This window comes from Desulfurobacterium pacificum, assembly GCF_900182835.1.
Classification (GTDB): Bacteria; Aquificota; Aquificia; order Desulfurobacteriales; family Desulfurobacteriaceae; genus Desulfurobacterium_B; species Desulfurobacterium_B pacificum.
In genome coordinates, this window is sequence record NZ_FXUB01000001.1 from 42,625 (window position 1) to 62,569 (window position 19,945).

Sequence of the window (19,945 nt, forward strand, 5' to 3'; positions counted from 1 at the left end):
TTTACTCCGTGACCTGTTCTATAAGCCTTTCAGATTGCTCTTTAAGGTGCAAAAGGTTTTTAGTGTTGCATATAAGATAGTCGGTATACTTGAATTTAACAGCGTAAGGTAACTGCATTCTGTCTCTCAAAATGGCGTTTTTCAATCCGAATTTTTTGGCAGCTCTTAAAAGCCTCTGTCCCCGATATGCGTAAACGGTAACTATGGCATCAAAAATTTCCTGCCAGCCGTATTCAACTATAACTGCAGCTTCAAAGAAGATGGTTTCCTTTTTCTTTTTCAGTTTTTCTATCGTTTCTAAAACGAACGGATGGATTATAGCCGTCAGCTCTTCTAATTTCTCTTTATTGTTGAAAACCAAATTTCCCAACTTTTTTTTATCTATTTCACCTTCGCCGTTTAATATTTCTTCTCCAAAAGTTTTAACGACTTTGTCGTAAACTTCGTGTCCTTTCTTTAGAAAACTTTTTGCTAATTCATCTCCGTTGATGACTTTAAACCCTTTCAAACGTAAAAACTTGCAAAAAGTACTCTTTCCGCTACCTATGTTGCCCGTTACTCCAATTAACACTTCCGTTCTCCTTCTTCTCTATGAAACTTTCAAAAACCGGTACAACCATAACAGCTATCGGAACGGCAATGACTATTCCCAAAAATCCCCCTAAATACCCTCCAACGAAGATAGAGAACAGAATTAGCAGTGGATTTATTCCTGTTGTTCTGCTCATTATTATTGGATAGATTAGATTTTCCAAACCTACTTCTGTAAGAAAAACCGTTAAAACACCGATAACTGCCGTTAAGGTACCGTTATCAAAAATCGCCAAAAGAACTGAAGGAATTAATCCGGAAAAGAATCCCACGTAAGGAATCATATTTAGAACGCCGGCGACAAAGCCTATAAGGAAGGCATACTTTATTCCAACAATGTAAAGCCCTAACGCTATGTAGATTCCGACGAAAAGTGCGACAAACATTTGACCTATAAGGTAGCTGGAAAGGGCGTCGTGAACCTTGTCTATCAGTTTCCTCAACTCATCTTTAATAGAAATTGGGGAAAGCAGTAGATATAACTCCTTTATTTTCTCTGCGTTTACCAGCATATAGTAAGTTATAAGAGGAACTAAAACTGCGTTTATTGTTATACTGATAGCTGAAAAGACGCCGCTGAAAAGTCTTTGAATAAGGTTTCCTATGGGCATAGAGCCGAGCTGGGTGTACAAGCCTTTTAGTATGGATTGAAAGGTCAAAGTGCCTGTTGAAAACTTTTTAAAGAAATGTTCGCCGAAAAATCCGTATATAAAAGTGTCCACTTTTTTAATAAGATGTGGCAGGAATTCAATAAAACTTTGAACCTGAGATACAACTGTTGGGAGGATGATGAAAAGAACTATAAAAATTACCCATAAGACTGTTGCTAACGTTAGTACTGCTGAGATTCTTCTTCTACCATTTGTTACTTTTGAAAAGAACCTGAAAAGTGGATGGGAAACGTAGGCAAAAGCAGAACCTAAAAAGAACGGCATTACTGCCGGTTGCATCAAAAACAGAGATAAGACGAGAACGGCGAGAGTTCCTATAAAGTAAATTTCACTCAGGTATTTCCTCATTACTTAACTCCCGAATTCCTTTAACGGTGTAACCAACTGCTGATGCTACGGTAAATGCAGCTGTTGTTAAGTATAGACCTTTTAAAAATTCTGCGGGTACTCTGAAGTTTAAGCTAATAAGCGTAATGAAAACTGTGAAAAACTGGAAAAATGCAGTTAATTTTCCCAAAATTGAAGGCTTAATTCTTTTAACCTTTCCGAAAACGGTAAGCAACCATCCTCCCACTATTATTAAAACATCTCTACTTAAAACCAAAATTGTTAACCATACAGGGATGATTTTATCAATGTACGAAAGCATAACAAACGCCGAGTTGATTAGGAGTTTATCTACTATCGGGTCTAATATTACTCCTATTGTTGTAACTTGGTTTAGTCTTCTTGCTAAAAAACCATCAACAGCATCGCTTACCGCCGCAAGTAGAAATATCCACGTTGCTAATTCAAAGTTTCTGTAGAAAATGGCTATAATGAAAGCTGGTATCATAAAAGCTCTAAAAGCGGTTATAATGTTTGGCAGGTTTACCATAGAGTAGCTCCTTTTCGGAGGAATTATGAATCAGCTCTATATAGAACGGTTAATTTTATCCTTTCTTGAGGAAGATTTAGGCTTTCAGGGAGATTTGTCTTCTGCACCTTTGCCAGAAAAAGAATGCACGGCAGAAGTTATAGTCAAACAGAACTGCCTTGTGTGTGGAATCGGTTTTTTTGAGAAGGTTTTTCTGCTTTTAGACTCGGAAACGACTTTTGACTGGCGCGTTAAAGATGGAGATGAAGTTTTAGCTGGTTCGGTAATCGGTTATATTAAGGGAAACTTAAAAGCCGTTTTGCAGGGCGAGAGGACAGCTCTTAATATACTTCAAAAGCTTTCAGGTATTGCTACAAATACGGCAAAGTACGTTGAGCTTTTAAAAGGTTCTTCTATAAGGCTTTTGGATACGAGAAAGACAACTCCAGGCTGGAGAGTTTTAGAAAAGTACGCTACAAGAGTCGGTGGAGCTTTAAATCACCGTTTTGGTCTTTACGATGCGGTTATGATAAAAGATAACCATATTAAAGCTTACGGTTCTGTTAAGGATGCTGTTTTGAAGGTGAAAGAGGTAATTCCTGTAACTACAAGAGTTGAGGTAGAGGTTGAGAACGAGGAACAGTTGAAAGAAGTTCTTGAGGTTTTAGATTACGTTGATATAGTTATGCTTGATAACTGGGATTTAGAAAATATCTCTCCTGCGGTTTCCGTTTTGAAAGAACGGAAGAAAGACGTTAAGATAGAACTTTCAGGTGGAATTGATATTGAGTCTCTTAAAAAAGTAAGAGACTTGCCGATTGATTATGTATCTACGAGTAAAATTATTACTACTGCTAATTGGATTGATATAAGTATGGAGTTGCTATGACGTTGCATCCTTTGAACGCTTTAGATGCTCTAATACTGATTATTTTAGGATGGAACATCGTTAGAGGTTTCAATAAAGGTTTTGTTGAAGAAGTTATCTCTGTTGTAGGAGTAGTGGTAAGTATTGTAATAGCTTTTAAATTTTCGCATGTGGTGGCGGGGATTTTTTCAAAGGATTTAACCATTCAAACTGTAGTTTTTTCTGGTTTCTTCCTCTATGCTGTGTCATTTTTAATTTTCAAGTATCTTGCGTTTTCTATAGACAGAAAACTTTCCAAGACAGTTTTGGGAATTTTGAACAACGTTCTTGGATTTTTGTTTGGCATCGTTAGAGGAATAGTGATAGCTTCTCTTTTTGTGGTTGCAGTATCTTTCGTTGCTCCAGAAAGCTATTTGATTAAGAAGAGTTATTTAGGAGGAATATGCGTTCCTGTTATAGACTTTGCTGTTGAAAGGCTACCTGAAAGGACTAAAGAGAAATTACTGCCAAGATGGGAGTTAGCCAGAGCAATTTTGTTAAGAAACTGGAAATCTTGGGATAAGAACGTTAAAGAGTTTGAGAGAAAAGAGAGGGCTGTTTAAAGCCCTCTCTCTGCCATAATTTTCATCAAGTCTCCGAGTCTTGTGGAATATCCCCATTCGTTATCGTACCACGCTAAAATTTTTACCATATTTCCACCGATTACATCTGTACTTTTTGCGTCAACTATTGAAGAGCGCGGGTCTCCGGTGTAGTCAATGGATACTAATTCTTCTTCTGTGTAACCTAAGATTCCTTTAAGCTCTCCTTCTGCGGCTTCTTTAAGTGCGCTGTTTACTTCTTCTACCGTAACGTCTTTTTCCAAGGTACATACGAAATCTATAAGTGAAACATCTGGTGTAGGAACTCTGATGGATATACCGTTAAACTTACCTTTTAGTTCTGGAATTACAAGCCCTACAGCTTTCGCTGCTCCTGTTGTTGTCGGAACCATGGAAACGGCTGCTGCTCTTGCTCTTCTTAAATCTTTGTGAGGAGCATCAAGCAGTCTCTGGTCTGCCGTGTAGGCGTGAACGGTTGTCAAAAATCCAGATTTTATTCCAAAGTTTTCTAACAAGACTTTTGCTACAGGAGCAAGGCAGTTTGTTGTACAGGAAGCGTTAGAAACGATTCTATGCTTTTCTGGGTCGTAGATATCGTGGTTTACACCAACAACGATTGTGGCATCAGGGTCTTTTGCAGGTGCAGAGATAACAACTCTTTTGGCTCCTGCTTTCAAATGTTTTGATGCTCCTTCTCTGTCTCTGAATCTTCCTGTTGCTTCAAGAACTATATCCACATCTAACTCTTTCCACGGGAGTTTTTCCGGGTCTGGCTCTGAGAAAACTTTTATTGATTTACCGTTAATAATGAACTCGTCGTCCTTTACTTCCACCTCAGCGTTGAGTTTTCTGTGAACGGAATCGTATTTGAGAAGGTGGGCAAGGGTTTTAGCGTCGGTCAGGTCGTTTATGGCTACGATTTCAAAATCTGGGTCGTTAAGTCTGATTCTGTGAAAGCACCTTCCGATTCTTCCGTAACCGTTAATGGCTACTCTTATCGCCATAGTTCCTCCCTTTTAGTTTGTTGACTCAATGATAAACTTTATGGGAGTAATGTTCAAATGCACATTTATGTTATACTTAGCTAAATAGTATTCTGATGGGGGGGGGAAATGACTTCAAAGTCCTTAATCGGAACGTTTATGAGGGCTTATAAAGATGCATTAGAGAGAGAATCAAGCAGCATTACTGAGCTACAAAATCCTATATTGAAGCAAAATATTTTAGATATTGCTGTCAAGGTCTTATCAGAGATAGAAGATTCTTTTCTCTTAGAAAAACAATCACATGAATTCCAGGCTCTTACTGAGATTCTCCTGTTGAGGATAAAGAAATTAATAGATGAGAGAATTACTGAGAAAAACAAAGAAATTCTTAGTAGGATAGACGAAAAGCTTAGTACTATAGAAAATATACTTGAAGAGCTAAAAAAGATAGAAGATAAGATAGAAAGCAAAATGTCAAGAGCCTCCGTCATATATAACTATTACGATGAAGAAGAGGAAGATATGATAGACTAATTATTAACTAATAAGGACAAAGTATTGTCGCTTTATTGCGCGGTTTTCTGTTGTGTTAAATTTTCAACGTATTCAACAGCCAAGTTAATGATATCTTCTTTAGATTTTGTTGAAGAAATAGCTTCGTCTATCATCTCTTTTTTTAATAGAAGTTTTTCGTAAATTTTCCTATCAATTGTTAGACAATCCCTTTGAGCAGCTCCTCCAACAGAAGGATTCAATTTACTGAGAAGGATAAAGTAATCAACGTAAGACGCCTCTTGACCTATTCTATGTATTCTATCCATAGATTGTGAGAAATTTTCAAACCTGTAGTCAAGGCTTGTGTAAATAGCAGCGTCTGCAGCTGTTAAGTTTAATCCAGCACCTACTGTTTGCGGATGTGCAACGATTACCTGTAAACTTCCATTTTGAAAGTCAGAAATTATTTCTTTTCTTTCATTAATGGGAACATCGCCGTCTATTTTAGCCGCTTTATAACCTTTTTGAGTTAAGTACCTGCATATTCTATCTATTTCAAATCTATAAACTGACCATATAACCGTCTTTTTCTTTCCTCTTTCCTCAAGAATATCTTCAATTACTTCCAATTTTTCATTACTTACAACTAACGGTTCTGCTTCAGGGGATTCTTTTATGAAACCTGAAGTTATTTGATTAAGTTTGTTAAGCAAAGCCCAGATATGTGTGGCGAAAACAATAGCTTCTTCCTTAACTTTATTTTTTCTCCATCCTTCAATCTTCGCAATTAAATCCTTTTCTAATTTAAGATAGTATTTGGTAGTTTTTTCTTTAAGGAGAACGTCCCTTATTAAAAATCTTTTAGGAGGAAGTTCACTTAAAACCTCCTCTTTTTTTACAATAAAGGATATACCATCAATAAGCTTTCTAAATTCCTTTCGTTTATTAAAGTAAATTTCCTCAACGCCGCTTTCCGAATCAATAAAGTAAGAACGAAAAATCGCTTTACTCCTTAAAGCATGCGGGTGTAGAAATATCATTTGAGCATATATATCTTCAGGACTTCTTGTTATAGGAGTCCCAGTTAATATGTATCTTCTTCTGCTTACTCTGGATAAGTAATAAATCCCTCGTGTTCGCTTAGAAAAAGTATTCTTAATTTTTTGAGACTCATCAGCTACTGTAACTTCCACAGTATTCATCACTTTTAGAGCTAAAAGAGCATCACTTATTAGCTTTCCTATTTTTCCAAATCCCTGTCTTTGTAACAGTTCAAGTTCGTAAATAAGTTTTTCCCTTTTCTTTTTTGAAAAGAGAGCTTTTCTAAAACCGCTTTTAAGCTTCTTTAAGAAGCTTTTAAGTTTATTGTTTGCATATCTCTGGCTACTGTCTTCTCCCGGGAATTTTCTAAATTCAGGTAAGAGTCTCCACCAGAAATCGTAGCTTAAAAAAAGATAGTTCAATCTATCTTTTGGACTTTCAACCCAATCCAAGATTTTTTTCCTTTTTTCTTTTCTATTCCCATCAATTGCAGGAAATACGTTAAAAGGAACCGTTTGGTTTTTCTTGATTTCTTCTATCCAGGTACTGTATATAACCGATACAGGAGCGAAAACCACGACTTTACTTATATTTTCTGTAAGAAAGAGATAATTCAACGTGTCTATCAGTGCCTTTGTTTTTCCTGTCCCTTGTTCCATAAATAAAGCGTATTGTCTATTCAATATCAAAAGCGTAGTTGCAATTTTCTGATGAGCATAAGGCTTTACTTTAGAAGGATAATCAAGCGGAAAATAAGAAGTTGAACCAGTTAAATTAGCTTTAACTTTCTGATTGCAAAGATACAATAAACTAAGCTGTACAACCTCATCTTCTATTCTTTTCCTTTCTTCAAAGTCATCAGTTTCTGCAATTGTAAACTTTTCTAAAAGTTCATAATCCTCAGATTCTTGGTAAGGTTTGTAAAAAAACTCATAGGCGTAAAAGGGCAATTTAGCGACTATATCACTTTCTTCATTGTATTTCTTTCTAACGTATAATGGTATAGGGTCAAATTCTCCAAACTGACCTTTCCTTACTAAAAAGTGGTCAGGGTTTGATTTTATTATCATTCTGCTTCTTCCCACTTCAATTTTCTAGTTAATTATAGCGCTTTTCCCCAACCCTTGTACTGCAATCCCTTCCACTTTTTAGGGCATTTCAACCTATGGTAGCAATTACGCCAGAGCAGTTTGAATTTGAGTCGCAATCCCTTCCGCTTTTTAGGGCATTTCAACGGAGAATATTCCGCCCAGACTTTGAATATGTAATTATCCTAAAGTCGCAATCCCTTCCACTTTTTAGGGCATTTCAACTTACGAACAGACGAGGATAGAAGTGTTTCTTACTCTACCCTCTGGAGCCAGCATAACCCTCAGGTGGAGCTACTGGTTAATCGGGTCGCAATCCCTTCCACTTTTTAGGGCATTTCAACCTGCAAAAACCGGTTTAGAAGTAGTAGCAATCACTCGGTCGCAATCCCTTCCGCTTTTTAGGGCATTTCAACTTACTTAAAGAAAAATGAATTGGTAAAAGTAGCAATTAATGAGTCGCAATCCCTTCCGCTTTTTAGGGCATTTCAACTGGGAAATTTTAGGTTGGAAAAATGAAATTATCAATCGTGGGTCGCAATCCCTTCCGCTTTTTAGGGCATTTCAACTATTCAAAGTTAGCCGAAATACATCGCAAAGATAATGGAATTTGTTGCAATCCCTTCCGCTTTTTAGGGCATTTCAACTCGTTGTGAAGATGAAAGCCTTTGGGAATGGTTTATTGAGTCGCAATCCCTTCCGCTTTTTAGGGCATTTCAACTTAAGGGAGATATAAAGGAATGCACAGAGTTAGTTCTTGTCGCAATCCCTTCCGCTTTTTAGGGCATTTCAACTCTTTTTTGAATTTCCATCAGAAGTTTAATTCTTGCGGGCAGTCGCAATCCCTTCCGCTTTTTAGGGCATTTCAACTCTGAAGAGGTGAGAGTTGAGTAAACGAACGGAAAAGGTCATAGGTCGCAATCCCTTCCGCTTTTTAGGGCATTTCAACTTTCGCAAAGAAGGCAAAGAAACCATAATGTTTACCTCCAAAAAGTCGCAATCCCTTCCGCTTTTTAGGGCATTTCAACGAGAAGTATTAAAACAAAAAGGCTGGATAATAGTATCCAGGTCGCAATCCCTTCCGCTTTTTAGGGCATTTCAACCCTATCCTTAACCTTAAGTATTTATTTTCAAAGGATTTAAAGTTAATTAAACTTCAGAGAGAAAGGTTTTAAGCCGTTGTTACACAGTATATTTCTAAGTATATAAAAGTTAGATTCCCCTAATTTCCCTATTCATCTTTCAAAGAACCGTTTCTTAACTCAAGTTTAAATTTTTTAAATCAAAAAATCAAGTTTTTGATAAGGAGTTCCTATTCTTATAGTTTTCTTTTGGCTTTTATAATCAAGCGGATATATGTTAATTTTCCCGTAGTAAGAATAAGGAATCAATTCATTTATCAGATGTGGAATTAGTATTGGTTTACTGTCTATCTCAAACACGCTCAATTGAACTCTAATACCATAAGATTCAAGGATTTGGGAAAGTTCTTTTCTAATGCTATTGTTGTGTATGTCATAAACTATCAGGTATCTACTTATTCTTTTGTTAGAGGTAAGCTGATAGTATATCTCTTCGTTTAGCATAATTTTTACCTGGTACTTTTCTGCTCTCGGAAATTCATTCTTTATCTCTCTGAGTACTTCTTTTACCTTTTTGGGCAAATAAACTATATTCTTCTTAGCCCATTTACTTATTGGGTAAAAGAAAACCCTGTCGTCCTTTTCTATCCACTCCTGGATTTTAAGAGTTATTATTTCTATTTGATTTTCGTAGGGAGAATAAATTTCAAAGCAACTATATTGAACTCGTTTACCGTATTCTTCAAGATAATGTGCTATTTTGTTTCTTATACGGTCATCTGTTATATCGTAGGCTGCTACATAGAACACTTTCTTCTCACAATTAGAGTTAACCAGTTTAAAAATTGCAGGGAAAAAGATTCTATTTCTTCCCTAATGTCTTCTTCCAACAGGATTTCAAGAATTCCTCTAATAGCTTTTTTATCTATTCTGATTCCAGCGTTGGTTTTATAAAAATCCTTTTCTTTAAACAATCCTTTAGAAAACATCTTTCCTACTAATTTGATTATTGGAGGTCGCGAGAGTTCAATTATGTCTGAAGCAAGAGTGGCATGCGTCCCCCTCCTGCAGTGGAAGAAACCTTTGAAAGGTTCGTAACCTTTCGCCAAGATGGCACACAGAATATTCAGGGTAAAAATTGAAAAGGAAAAGCTTAAGACAGAATTCACTTCATCTTCCGGAGGATGGTAGCTCCTTTTTGTAAATTTGAATGGAGGTGGAATTTCTCTTCTAATCTCATCGTACATGATTCTTCCCATCTCTCCATCAATTGTCAAAAAGTCATTTAGCGTCTCCGCAACTTCTATTTTCTCGCTTAAAGAATGGAATTTTTCTTCTCTTAAGAAGAAATAACGCTTTATCACAACAAGCTTCCTTCTCAACAACTCTCTTATTAAAAGGTTCTTTTCACTTTCAAAAACTTTGAACTGACACATTTTTAGGTTTAAAGTTTCACTTTTAAGTTCCCAGGGATTAACAAAAGCTTGAACTTGGAGCTGATTATTAACAAAGATAACAGGTCTTTTGTGTTTCGTTAGAAATCTCACAGCAGATGCACTTATTTCCACTCCGGGTAGTAGAATGAGATGACTAATTATTCCCAATGGAATCTTTGTCTTTGCGCTTTCACTTACAATAATTAAACTGCTAGCTTCTTTTCTTACCTTTTTGCCGTAGCCAGTTACAAGGATGGGTTTTCTCAACCTTACCCCAGAATTCCAATTATGTAGATTATAGTTTAGGTTCTTTATTTATGGAATACTAAATAGCTTTTTTAGACAGAAATTTAATGTTGTTTGGTTTTTGCGTAAAGACGCATTATATTTTTCTGTTCAAGTAAAATAAGCGGAGTTTGGGTTTGAAAGTATTAAGATTGGATTATGTAAACCCTTATCAAGTTTTCCTTTTCTTGCGTTCTTGCGGTTATCCTGTCCACCTGTTTTTAGATTCGGCTTTTGTGAATGAAAAAACGGGAAGGTTTTCCTTTATTGCTATCGGTAAAGAGGAAGAGTTAGTTCTTAAAAGTGATGTTGGGGCGTTTGAAAAACTAAGAGCGTTTGTTTCTAAATTGAGGGAAAAGTACATTATTCCTGAGCTTCCTTTTGGCGTTTTTGGTTTTATCTCCTACGATGCCAACGTTTTTATAGAGCCTTCTGTTAAATCTGGGCAGGTTGATGATATTGGTTATCCTGACGTTTATTTCTTTTTACCGGAGACGCTGTTTATTTTTGATAACGTAGAGAAGAAAGCCTGGTGTATTACTTTTTCAAAGCTTTTAGAAATTGGTTTGATTTCAAAGCCTGAAGGAACGTTCAGCGCTAAAGTTTCTAACTTTAACATGACAAAAGAGTATTTCGTTTCGGCTGTGGAGAAAATCAAAGGTTACATAGCTGCTGGGGATACTTTTCAGGTTAACTTTTCTCAGAGGATTGACGTTGATTTTGAGGGGGATTTTTTGACTCTTTACCACGTTCTCAGAAGTATTAATCCTTCGCCATTTTCATTCTTTCTGGACCTTGGGGATATTAAGGCTGTTTCCTGTTCACCAGAAAGGCTTGTGTTGAAGAAGGAAAATTTTGTTGAAACGAGACCTATAGCTGGAACGAGACCGAGGGGAAGAAGTAAGGAAGAGGAGGAAAAATTACAGAAGGAACTGCTTTTGTCAGAAAAGGAAAGAGCGGAACACATTATGCTTGTTGACCTTGAAAGAAACGATTTGGGCAGGGTTTGTAAGTACGGGACGGTAGAGGTGGATGAGCTTATGGTTTTAGAGAAATATTCTCACGTTATTCATATAGTCTCAAACGTTAAAGGGGAGTTGAAAGAAGGAGTTGACGAGGTTGACGTTATAAAGGCGATGTTTCCTGGTGGAACGATTACTGGCGCTCCAAAGGTGAGAACTATGGAGATAATAGCGGAGCTTGAACCTACAAAGAGGGCTTTATATACCGGTTCTGTCGGTTATATAGGGTTTAACGGAGTTATGGATTTTAATATTGTTATAAGGACGCTGCTTTTTAATGGGGGACGGGGATTTTTGCAGGTAGGCGCTGGAATTGTTTGGGATTCAGACCCTGTTAAAGAATATGAAGAAACTCTTCACAAAGGTGAAGCCCTTTTAAAGGCGCTTTCTTCATTTTAGGATTCTCCTTCCTAAGATGTCGTGCAGGTGAAGTATACCTTTTACGTTGCCTTCTTTGTCAACCACAGGTAAAACGGTAATTTTATGTTTTTCCATCTTTTCTATCGCTTTTTCTGCAAAGATATCTTCTTCTATTGTTTTTGGGTTTTTGGTCATTATCCCTTCAGCTTTAGTTTCAAAATTAACGCCTTTTTCCATTGCTCTTCTTAAGTCTCCATCGGTTATTATCCCAACTAATTTTCCTCCGTCCATTACTAAAGTTGAACCTAACTTCTTTGAGGACATTTCAAGAATAACTTCTTTTAAAGGTGTTTGTGGCGAAACGACAGGTATTTCTTTTCCTGTTCGCATTATATCTTTTACTTTTGAAAGTCTTATGCCCAACTTTCCGCCTGGATGAAACTTAGCAAAATCTTCGCTTTTGAATCCTTTAAGTTTCATTAAGACTACTGCCAACGCATCTCCTAAGGCTAACGTTACTGTAGTTGAAGTTGTTGGAGCTAAGTTTAAGGGGCAAACTTCTCTGTCAACGTGAAGGAGTAGCGTAACGTCTGAAAGTTTCGCTAACGAAGAATTAGGGTTGTTGGTTATTGCAATTACCGGAATTCCAAAGCTTTTTATGACTGGAATTATGTTAAGTAGTTCGGCAGTTTCTCCGCTGTTTGAAACAGCTATTACGGTGTCGTCCCCTTTTAGCATTCCTAAATCGCCGTGTGCTGCATCGCCGGGATGGAGGAAGAAAGCTGGAGTACCTGTGCTTGAAAGGGTAGCTGCTATCTTCTTACAGATAAGACCGGATTTTCCTACGCCTGTTAAGACTACTCTACCTTTTGTGTTGAGGAGGATTTTTACCGCTTTTTCAAAGTTTTCGTCTAACTTTTCTGCAAGTTTATTTAAAGCTGTTGCTTCTTCATTTAAGACTCTTCTTGCTTCCTTTAGTATCTCCATTAAGCCTCCTGAGGACTATCTCTCTGTATCTATCTTCGTTGAAGGGATTTGTGAGCCAACTTTTAGGGAACGTGGAAATAAGTCTGTTTAACCTTTCTATCCTCTCTCTGTTTGTTGGATGGTCCATAAATAGTTCTGTAATGCCGTTAGGCTTGAACTTCATTAGGGAGTCAAGGAGTTTTATCGTTTCTACCGATGCAACTGGGTTCCAGCCTGCCTTTCCGGTGAAGTAAGCGCCCATGGCATCCGCTTCAAACTCTTCTTTACGGCTGTAGCCTGCTACTACTATTCGGTAGAGAACGTTTAATATTTCTTTTTCTGCCACTGTTGGCTGGTGTTCCCTGAATGCGAGGGAGAGCAAAAGGTTTATACCGTAGATGAGTTGAAGCCTCCTTATTGCATGTCTGCCTACGATGTGACCTACTTCGTGTCCTAAAACGAAGGCTAATTCCGCTTCGTTATCAAGGTGCTTTAAAAGTCCTGTATATATGTAGACCCAGCCTCCTGGTAAGGAAAAAGCGTTAAGTTCATCGGATTCTATAACTTTAAAGTGGTATGTTATATCGTGACGTCCGCAGACGGCTACTATTTTTTGACCTACTTCTTGAACGTAACGGTTGATTACAGGGTCTTTACAGAGTTTAGCCTTCCTTTCTATTTCTGCGGCAGCCTGTCTACCTATTGCTACTTCTTGAGAAGTTGGGATAAAAATAAAGGACTCTTCACCGAACGGAGACGTGCGAACGACACCACAGGCTGATATAAAAAGGGCAATTACCGTAATCAGGGTATAAATTTTCTTCATAGCAGTGAAATTCTACCAACAGCAGAGGAGCAATGGAACAGGGTTTAAATCAGAATTTAGAGCTATCTCTGCAGCTGAAGCTCACGCCTGGGCTTTACCTGCAGTTGGAGCTTTTGCAACTTCCGATACTGAAGCTTGAAGAGGTTATAAAGAACGAGTTGGAAGAAAATCCTTTTCTTGAAGTTGAAGAGGAAGAAAAAGAGGTTAACGCTGAACCTATTCCCGACTTTATTTTTGAGGGAGGGAACGTTTTTGTCAGCGATGAGGAGGTGGAGCAGCCGATACCGGATAGGAAATCTTTAAGGGATATTCTGCTTCAGCAGGCAAGGTGGGACTTAACTGAAAAAGAGTTTAAGGTTGCAGAATTTATTGTGGATAACCTGGAGTATAGAGGCTTTCTAACGTTAAAGGAGGAGGAAATTGCTGATAAGTTGGGCGTTCCTGTTTCTCTCGTTAGGAAAGTAAGAGAGTTTGTGAAGAGTTTAACGCCTGTTGGGTGTGCCTCTTATACGGTTAAAGAAGCCTTTGAAGCGCAATTGAAAGAGTTGGGCGCTTCGGATAAATATGTAAAAGCTGTTGATTACCTTGATGTTCTGGCGAAATCGCGAGAAGAGTTTAGAGAAAAAAGTGGGCTGTCGGAAGATGAATTAGAGGAATTTCTGTCTTTTTTAAGGCGCCTTGACGCGGAACCGGGCAATATGGGAGATTTTAATCCTGTTATTTCTCCTGATGCTAAGGTTTACCTACTGAAAGGAAAAGTAATTGTTGAAATTACAGAACCGCCAACCTTTAAGCTGCGAGTTAATCCTTTTTACTTAAAGTATGCAGATAATAAAGAGCTAAAGAAGTACGTTAACGAGAAGTATCAAAGGGCGCTGTTTATCTATAAAGCCATTCAGCAGCGGAAGGAAACGTTAAGGAAGATAGTGGAATGCGTTTTTAATGAGCAGATAGAGTTTTTGAAGGACGGTAAAACGGTAAAACCTTTAAATTACAGGCAGATAGCTGAAATGACTGGTATGCATGAATCAACAGTGAGCAGGGCTGTTAAGGATAAGTTCGTAGAGACGCCGTTTGGCGTTTATCCGTTAAAGTTTTTCTTTAAAAAGAGCGTTTCTGGAACGTCTGTTGATGCTGTAAAGGAAAAAATCAGAGAAATAATAGATAAGGAGGATAAGAGAAGACCTCTTAGCGATAGTAAGATAGCTGAAGAGTTAAAGCGTTTGGGCATAAAGATTGCCAGGCGAACTGTTGCCAAGTATAGAGAAGAGATGGGTATTCCTGGGGCTTTTGAGAGGAGGAAGCGGTGAATTTTCTTTTGGAAAGTTTGAAGAGAAATTTGGGAGAGGGCTGGGAAGGAATACTTTCATTTGTGGAAAGAGAGACTCTTCCTTCAAAAAGAAGAGCTTTACTTTTTGTTGAGAAGTTGGCTAATAGGTTGGGCAGTGAAGAGTTTGAGGAGTTGGGGGAGGATTTTGTTAAAGATGTAGTAAAGTTGGCTTCCTATTCTCAGTTTTTGGGAGACTTTATAGTAAGGCATCCTGAACTTTTAAAGGATTTAAAAGAGGTTTACAGAAAAAAATTTCTGTCTTTGGATTTCTCGTTTCATAAGAAGGATTTTAAGAGTGAGAAAGAGTTTCTGAACGCACTTAGGATTCATAAGCATTTTCATATGTGCAGAATTGTTTTGAGGGATATTCTTTCTCTTGCGCCTTTTGAGGAGCTTGTAAGGGACGTTACTATAGTTCACGATGTTGTAGTTAAAGAAGCTTATCTTTACGCTTTGAACGAGCTTGTTAAACGTTACGGTGAGCCTTCATGCGGTTTTGTCGCTGTTGCCATGGGTAAAGCAGCCGGTTTTGAGCTTAATTACTCTTCCGACCTTGACCTTATCTACGTTTACTATACAAGGAGGGGAGAAACTAAGGGAGGGACTTTAGGGAAACTTCAGAATCACGATTTCTTTACGTTGCTTTCTAACAGGATAACAGAAATCCTTTCAAAGCAGACAGAAGAAGGAGTTTGTGCGGTTGTTGATACGAGATTGAGACCTAACGGAACGATGGGTCCTGCCTGTAATGACATTGAAGCCCTTGAGCAGTATTACACTGCCGTTGCAAGACCTTGGGAGCGTTTTGCTCTGCTTAAATCACGCCCGGCGGCTGGAGATTTAAAAGAAACGGGAGTAGAGTTCGTTAAGCTTGCAAAAGCTTTTGTTTTCCGAAAGTACGTTGATTTAACGCTTATAGAGGAAGTTCTCAGACTTAAAGAGAAAATAAAGGCGAAAGTAAGGAAAAAGGGAGAGAAAATTGACCTTAAGCTTGGAGAAGGAGGAATAAGAGAGGTAGAGTTTATCGTTCAGGCGTTTCAGTTGATATACGGAGGGAAATATCCATTTATAAGGGCAAAGCACACGTTGACTGCTTTGAGGAGGTTGAGGAGGTGGGGATTTTTAAGGGAAAGTGAATATAGAGATTTAAGAGATGCTTACCTATTTTTAAGGAGATGTGAGCATATGCTTCAAATTACTTATTTCCGCCAGACCCAAACGTTTCATCCTGAAAGTGAGGAAGCTGAAGAGTTAGCTGTAAAAATGGGATTTCCTTCACGGGAAAAGTTTTTAAGCGTTTTAAAGAATTATATGGAAAGGGTTAACTATTATTTTAATAGGTTTTTCCCGACTGGAGACAATAAACCGCTTTCTTCTGTTGATGTTGAAGAGTTAAAGAAAATGGGATTTAGAGAGCCTGAAGAAGTAAAGAGGTTTATTGACGTTTTGCTTCATTCCCGATTCCTTTCTCCTTCAGAGATAAATCGTCTTGACGTTATGGGAAAGAGATTTTTGGAGTTTCTCTATGAAGCACCTAATTCCAAGAACGCTATGAAGAATTTAATTTCTTTTCTTGAAAGGGAAGAAGGACGCGTTTTCTTCTTTTCAATTTTGACTGAAATTCACGCTTTGAAAATTCTTTTCTTTTTACTATCAACAAAAGAGTTTTTTATAAAGCGTTTTAGAGAGACTCCAGAAATCGTTGATTTTATGTTTGAACCTGCTTTTATAGAAAATGGCGTTTTAAAAGAGAGAATTGGAGATTGTGTTGGAAAGTTGTCTTCTAACCTTCTCTTTTTGAAAAATCTGTTTGAAGTGGTGGCTGTTGTTAGGTATTACCTGAAAAGGACAGAAATTGAAGAGTTTTTATTGGAGTTTACCGAAGTTGCGGATTACTGTATTGATAGGATTTATGATGGAGTGGGAGGGGATTTTTCTCTTGCTTCTGTAGGGAAACACGGCAGTAGGGAAATGAACGTAGGTTCAGATATAGACTTGCTTTTCTTTACAGACTCTTTAGAGAATAGAGAGAAAGAAACAGAGAAAGCATTGAAGTTAATTGGAGAGCTTGAATCTTTAGGGTATGAAGTTGATACGAGGTTGCGTCCTTTCGGTGAAAAGGGTGATTTGATTTTTACAGTTGACTACTTTGAGAGATACACTAAAGAAGTTGCAAGATTGTGGGAAAAGCTTGCTTTCACGAGATTTAGATTTTTGAATGGAAGGATAAAAGGAGAAGTTGAAAAAGTTGTAGAGGAGTTTCTCTTTTCTGAGCCTTTTACTCTTGAGATTTTGGAAGGGATTACCTCAATGAGAAAGCGTCTTGAATCTGAATTGGGGAAAGGGAAAAACGATATTAAGTACGGTAGAGGAGGGATTGTAGACCTTGAGTTTGTTTCTTATACGTATCAGCTGTTTCTTAAAGAAAAGATAGGTAATACGTTTGCCGTGCTTAAAAGGCTTGCTGAGGAAAGAGCTGATTTTTCTGAAGGAGTAGAACTTTACAGGGAGTTAAGGAAGGCGGAATTTGAAAAAAGAGTGTTTGGAGAGTTCATTGAATACGGTGATAAAATTGCTTCGCTTAAAGAGAGAGCGAGAAAATTTTACGAAGGTTTTGTGGAATGGGTAAGAGAGAGGATTTCAACGAATATCTCGTAAATTTAAAAGATACTGTTGAAGCTGCATTTCCTGGAAGGTTTATCTTTAAAGGTGTTAACGATAGACAGATAGTGCAAGAATGGTTTGACCTTGAAATTCCGAATCATCTTGTTCCGCTTATTTTGAGTGATTTAGATGATGAAGGTAGGTTGCCGAGGATTTTTTCATTTTCGGACGTTAATGAGGAAGTTAAAGAAGGTTATAAAAGGTATTCAAAAAAGGAAGCAACAGAGGCTGCAGGAAGAATAAAGGAAGAGACTATTCCCTACAAGAGGATAGAAAGTCTTGCAAAAATCCTCCGCTCCATCCTCTTAGAAGCTGGAATAAGAAAGTACAAACTAATAAAAGAGTTAGAAAAACTAAAGGAAAGCGAAAATTTAGTGCTGATTGAGGAAAAACTTTCGGAAATGGAAGAAGCTTTTTATCAGTTGCTTTCTGAAAAATATCCTGAATGTAAAAAAATCGCCGAAAAGAAAGTTTCTCCTTACAAATTTTACTGGCATCCGAAAATTTACGAGATTACCTTAAAAGCGGTGGAAATGAAATGTCTGAAAGAAAAGTTCAAAGTTCCAGATTTCACGATTCTCTGAATTATTTCCTTGACTATCCTCTTGGTCGTAGAGAGGTTGTAGAGAGAAGGCTTGGAAAATTAGAAGAAGTGGGCGTAACTTTAATTTCTGTAGTTGCGAAAGGTTATAGAGGCGTTGTGTTCAAGGGAAAAACTTCAGACGGCAGTTTAGTGGCTATAAAGTTTAAAAGGTCAGATACGGTTAAGAACGTTATAGAAAAGGAATTACAATTCCTTGAATTTTTAGACGCTTTTAGCAAGAAAGTAAACATTCCCAATCCTGCTCCAAAGGTTTTAGCTGCCGATAAAGATTTTATCGTAATGGAGTTTATAGAAGGTGAAAAAATTGTAGACTTGCAGGGTGAAAGATTAAAAGAAGCGCTCTTATCGACTGTTGATAGCTGTTACTTTTTGGATTTAGCCAGAGTTCAGCATAACGAGATAAAAGGTGGAAAACACCTTATTTTTAGCGGTCAGCATGTGAAAATTATAGACTTTGAAAGTGCTAATTTTTCTAAAAAAACGAGAAACCTTTTCCAGTTTGTGGGTTATTACTTGGTCGGTAAAAAGCTTTTACCTAATCTTAATTTGAAAGAAATTTTAGCTTTACTACAAAACTATAAAAAAGACCCGGAAAAAACTGTTGAAACTCTTAAAAATTACCTAAAAACCGCTTAATCTTCTCGTAGATTTCTGGTAATCTATCCACCAATGCCTGAATTTTTCTCCACTCTCTGTAAGGTTTTACGGGGAATCCTGCGTAAACTCCCGGTTCTTTTATGCTTTTTGTGACGCCTGACTTCGCTCCTACTGTAACGTTACTTGCTATTTCAATGTGTCCGGCAACGCCTACTTTACCGGCTAACGTCACGAAATCTCCTATTTTCGTGCTGCCAGAGATTCCTACCTGGGAAACGATGAAGCAATACTTTCCGATTTTTACGTTGTGACCTATTTGAACTAAGTTATCTATTTTTGTTCCTTCCCCTATTACAGTATCTCCTATCGTCCCTCTATCTATTGTAGTATTTGCACCGATTTCAACAAAATCCTCTATTACCACTCCTCCGGTTTGAGGAACTTTAAAAACTTTCATCTCTTTTTTGCTAAAAGCGTATCCGAACCCATCAGAACCTACTACGCTTCCGGCGTGTATTCTTACCCAGTTTCCTATTTTGACGTTGTGGTAGATAACGACGTTTGGAAAGATGACAGAGTTATCTCCCACCTTGCTGTTTTTTCCTATATAGACGCCGGGGAATAGAATGACGTTGTCGCCTATTACTGCGTTTTCTTCAATGACGACGTTGTCACCTATGTAACAGTTGTTTCCCACTTTGGCAGATGCTGAAATTGTAGCTTTAGGAGAGATGTGTGGTGAAGGTAAATCTTCCGGGTAAAAGATTGAAAGCGCTTTAGCAAAAGCCACGTAAGGTTCTTCGCAGATTAATTGGGTGATTTCCAGCCCTTTAATGGGTTTTTCAACTATTATTGCTGAAGCTTTAGTCTTTTCTAAGTATTTTTTGTACTTGGGGTTAGTGAGGAAGGTAAGGTCACCTTCCTCAGCGTTTTGAATTTCGGATATGCTATTAATTTCTACATTTTCGTTGCCTAAAAGTTGACAGCCTAAGATTTGTGCTAACTCTTTTGCCTTCACTACTCTCCGCTCTCCTTATTATAGAGGTTGATTATTGTGTTTGTTAAATCGTACTTAGGGTCGGCGGAAATTATTCCGGCAGTCCTTTTGTCAACTATCATGGGTATTCCTTTCTCTTTGCGGTATTTCTGGATGAGTTTGACAACTTCTCCTAAAATCTCCTGGGTGTATTTGTTCTCAAGTTCTGCAATTTGTTCTTGAGCGTTTTGCTGTTCCTGTTGGTAGGCGAGGATTTTTTGCTGTAGGAGATTTTCCTTTTTCATTCTTGCCTGTTTGCTGAGAACGGGGCTTTTTAATTCCTGACGTAATTTTTTGATTTCGTCTCTGAGCTTTTGGAGTTTCTTGGAGAATTGCTGATATTTGGCGTTTATAACAGATTTTGCTTGTTTACCTTTGTTGGATTTGACTAAAATTTCCTGAAGGTCAACGTAGTAAACTGCGAACTGCTTAACCTGTTTTGTTGCTGCAGAAGAAGGTGTGAACGCTGCAGGAATACAGGTTATTAACGATGCTAACAGCGCTGTTGTAACAAGTTTTCTCATAATTTACTCCTCCAT

General features: G+C 37.7%; 19 protein-coding genes and 1 CRISPR repeat array. Of the genes, 8 read left to right on the forward strand and 11 right to left on the reverse strand.

The window, feature by feature from the left end:
- Position 1: 1 nt before the first annotated feature.
- The 3 genes from coaE to QOL23_RS00230 are packed head-to-tail and all read right to left on the reverse strand — an operon-like array spanning position 2 to position 2,139.
- On the reverse strand, positions 2–571 hold the full coding sequence (gene coaE / locus QOL23_RS00220; protein WP_283399562.1) for a dephospho-CoA kinase: 570 nt from the start codon (positions 569–571) through the stop codon (positions 2–4).
- A complete protein-coding gene (locus QOL23_RS00225; protein WP_283399563.1) occupies positions 540–1,610 on the reverse strand; it encodes an AI-2E family transporter in 1,071 nt (356 codons plus the stop codon). The genes coaE and QOL23_RS00225 overlap by 32 nt, the downstream gene beginning before the upstream one ends.
- Entirely contained in the window at positions 1,591–2,139 is a 549-nt protein-coding gene (locus QOL23_RS00230; protein ID WP_283399564.1) for a CDP-alcohol phosphatidyltransferase family protein, read from the reverse strand. The genes QOL23_RS00225 and QOL23_RS00230 overlap by 20 nt, the downstream gene beginning before the upstream one ends.
- A gap of 25 nt (positions 2,140–2,164) precedes the next feature.
- On the opposite strand from QOL23_RS00230, the gene nadC reads away from it, so the two are divergent.
- Positions 2,165–3,007: a carboxylating nicotinate-nucleotide diphosphorylase gene (nadC, locus tag QOL23_RS00235; protein WP_283399565.1), complete on the forward strand. Its 843-nt coding sequence runs from the start codon at positions 2,165–2,167 to the stop codon at positions 3,005–3,007.
- The gene (locus QOL23_RS00240; protein WP_283399566.1) at positions 3,004–3,588 is read left to right on the forward strand and encodes a CvpA family protein; all 585 of its coding nucleotides are present in this window, start codon (positions 3,004–3,006) and stop codon (positions 3,586–3,588) included. The genes nadC and QOL23_RS00240 overlap by 4 nt, the downstream gene beginning before the upstream one ends.
- Here the strand turns inward: QOL23_RS00240 and gap are convergent.
- Positions 3,585–4,592, reverse strand: a complete 1,008-nt coding sequence (gap, locus tag QOL23_RS00245) for a type I glyceraldehyde-3-phosphate dehydrogenase (protein ID WP_283399567.1) — start codon at positions 4,590–4,592, stop codon at positions 3,585–3,587. The two genes, QOL23_RS00240 and gap, sit on opposite strands and share 4 nt — an antisense overlap.
- A gap of 108 nt (positions 4,593–4,700) precedes the next feature.
- On the opposite strand from gap, the gene QOL23_RS00250 reads away from it, so the two are divergent.
- The gene (locus QOL23_RS00250) at positions 4,701–5,108 is read left to right on the forward strand and encodes a hypothetical protein (RefSeq protein ID WP_283399568.1); all 408 of its coding nucleotides are present in this window, start codon (positions 4,701–4,703) and stop codon (positions 5,106–5,108) included.
- 32 nt (positions 5,109–5,140) lie between these two features.
- Here QOL23_RS00250 and QOL23_RS00255 read toward each other — a convergent pair whose 3' ends face one another.
- From QOL23_RS00255 to cas1, 3 genes are all read right to left on the reverse strand, one after another.
- The gene (locus tag QOL23_RS00255) at positions 5,141–7,180 is read right to left on the reverse strand and encodes a DEAD/DEAH box helicase (protein ID WP_283399569.1); all 2,040 of its coding nucleotides are present in this window, start codon (positions 7,178–7,180) and stop codon (positions 5,141–5,143) included.
- Between the two features lie 58 nt (positions 7,181–7,238).
- A CRISPR array of direct repeats spans positions 7,239–8,302; the repeat unit is 36 nt; unit sequence GTCGCAATCCCTTCCGCTTTTTAGGGCATTTCAACT.
- A gap of 173 nt (positions 8,303–8,475) precedes the next feature.
- A complete protein-coding gene (gene cas2, locus QOL23_RS00260) occupies positions 8,476–9,090 on the reverse strand; it encodes a CRISPR-associated endonuclease Cas2 (RefSeq protein ID WP_283399570.1) in 615 nt (204 codons plus the stop codon).
- Positions 9,078–9,983, reverse strand: a complete 906-nt coding sequence (gene cas1, locus QOL23_RS00265; protein ID WP_283399571.1) for a CRISPR-associated endonuclease Cas1 — start codon at positions 9,981–9,983, stop codon at positions 9,078–9,080. The genes cas2 and cas1 overlap by 13 nt, the downstream gene beginning before the upstream one ends.
- A 155-nt stretch (positions 9,984–10,138) precedes the next feature.
- Here cas1 and QOL23_RS00270 point away from each other — a divergent pair, with 155 nt between their 5' ends.
- Positions 10,139–11,422, forward strand: a complete 1,284-nt coding sequence (locus QOL23_RS00270) for an anthranilate synthase component I family protein (protein ID WP_283399572.1) — start codon at positions 10,139–10,141, stop codon at positions 11,420–11,422.
- Here QOL23_RS00270 and QOL23_RS00275 read toward each other — a convergent pair.
- Together QOL23_RS00275 and QOL23_RS00280 are read right to left on the reverse strand one after the other, a co-directional pair.
- Positions 11,414–12,370, reverse strand: a complete 957-nt coding sequence (locus QOL23_RS00275) for a KpsF/GutQ family sugar-phosphate isomerase (RefSeq protein ID WP_283399573.1) — start codon at positions 12,368–12,370, stop codon at positions 11,414–11,416. The two genes, QOL23_RS00270 and QOL23_RS00275, sit on opposite strands and share 9 nt — an antisense overlap.
- On the reverse strand, positions 12,333–13,175 hold the full coding sequence (locus QOL23_RS00280) for a M48 family metallopeptidase (protein ID WP_283399574.1): 843 nt from the start codon (positions 13,173–13,175) through the stop codon (positions 12,333–12,335). The genes QOL23_RS00275 and QOL23_RS00280 overlap by 38 nt, the downstream gene beginning before the upstream one ends.
- A 32-nt stretch (positions 13,176–13,207) precedes the next feature.
- On the opposite strand from QOL23_RS00280, the gene rpoN reads away from it, so the two are divergent.
- From rpoN to QOL23_RS00300, 4 genes are read left to right on the forward strand one after another with little or no spacing between them, the layout of a single operon-like run.
- The gene (gene rpoN, locus QOL23_RS00285; RefSeq protein WP_283399575.1) at positions 13,208–14,485 is read left to right on the forward strand and encodes an RNA polymerase factor sigma-54; all 1,278 of its coding nucleotides are present in this window, start codon (positions 13,208–13,210) and stop codon (positions 14,483–14,485) included.
- Positions 14,482–17,163 (forward strand): [protein-PII] uridylyltransferase family protein, encoded by a 2,682-nt coding sequence (locus tag QOL23_RS00290; protein WP_283399576.1) that lies wholly within the window; start codon positions 14,482–14,484, stop codon positions 17,161–17,163. Before rpoN ends, QOL23_RS00290 begins: the two co-directional genes overlap by 4 nt.
- Positions 17,127–17,753 (forward strand): hypothetical protein, encoded by a 627-nt coding sequence (locus tag QOL23_RS00295; RefSeq protein WP_283399577.1) that lies wholly within the window; start codon positions 17,127–17,129, stop codon positions 17,751–17,753. The genes QOL23_RS00290 and QOL23_RS00295 overlap by 37 nt, the downstream gene beginning before the upstream one ends.
- Positions 17,708–18,409, forward strand: a complete 702-nt coding sequence (locus QOL23_RS00300) for a hypothetical protein (RefSeq protein WP_283399578.1) — start codon at positions 17,708–17,710, stop codon at positions 18,407–18,409. The genes QOL23_RS00295 and QOL23_RS00300 overlap by 46 nt, the downstream gene beginning before the upstream one ends.
- Here QOL23_RS00300 and lpxD read toward each other — a convergent pair.
- Both lpxD and QOL23_RS00310 read right to left on the reverse strand, forming a co-directional pair.
- On the reverse strand, positions 18,384–19,388 hold the full coding sequence (lpxD, locus tag QOL23_RS00305) for a UDP-3-O-(3-hydroxymyristoyl)glucosamine N-acyltransferase (RefSeq protein ID WP_283399579.1): 1,005 nt from the start codon (positions 19,386–19,388) through the stop codon (positions 18,384–18,386). The two genes, QOL23_RS00300 and lpxD, sit on opposite strands and share 26 nt — an antisense overlap.
- Positions 19,388–19,930, reverse strand: coding sequence for an OmpH/Skp family outer membrane protein (locus QOL23_RS00310; protein ID WP_283399580.1), 543 nt, complete (start codon positions 19,928–19,930; stop codon positions 19,388–19,390). Before QOL23_RS00310 ends, lpxD begins: the two co-directional genes overlap by 1 nt.
- Between the last annotated feature and the right edge of the window lie 15 nt (positions 19,931–19,945).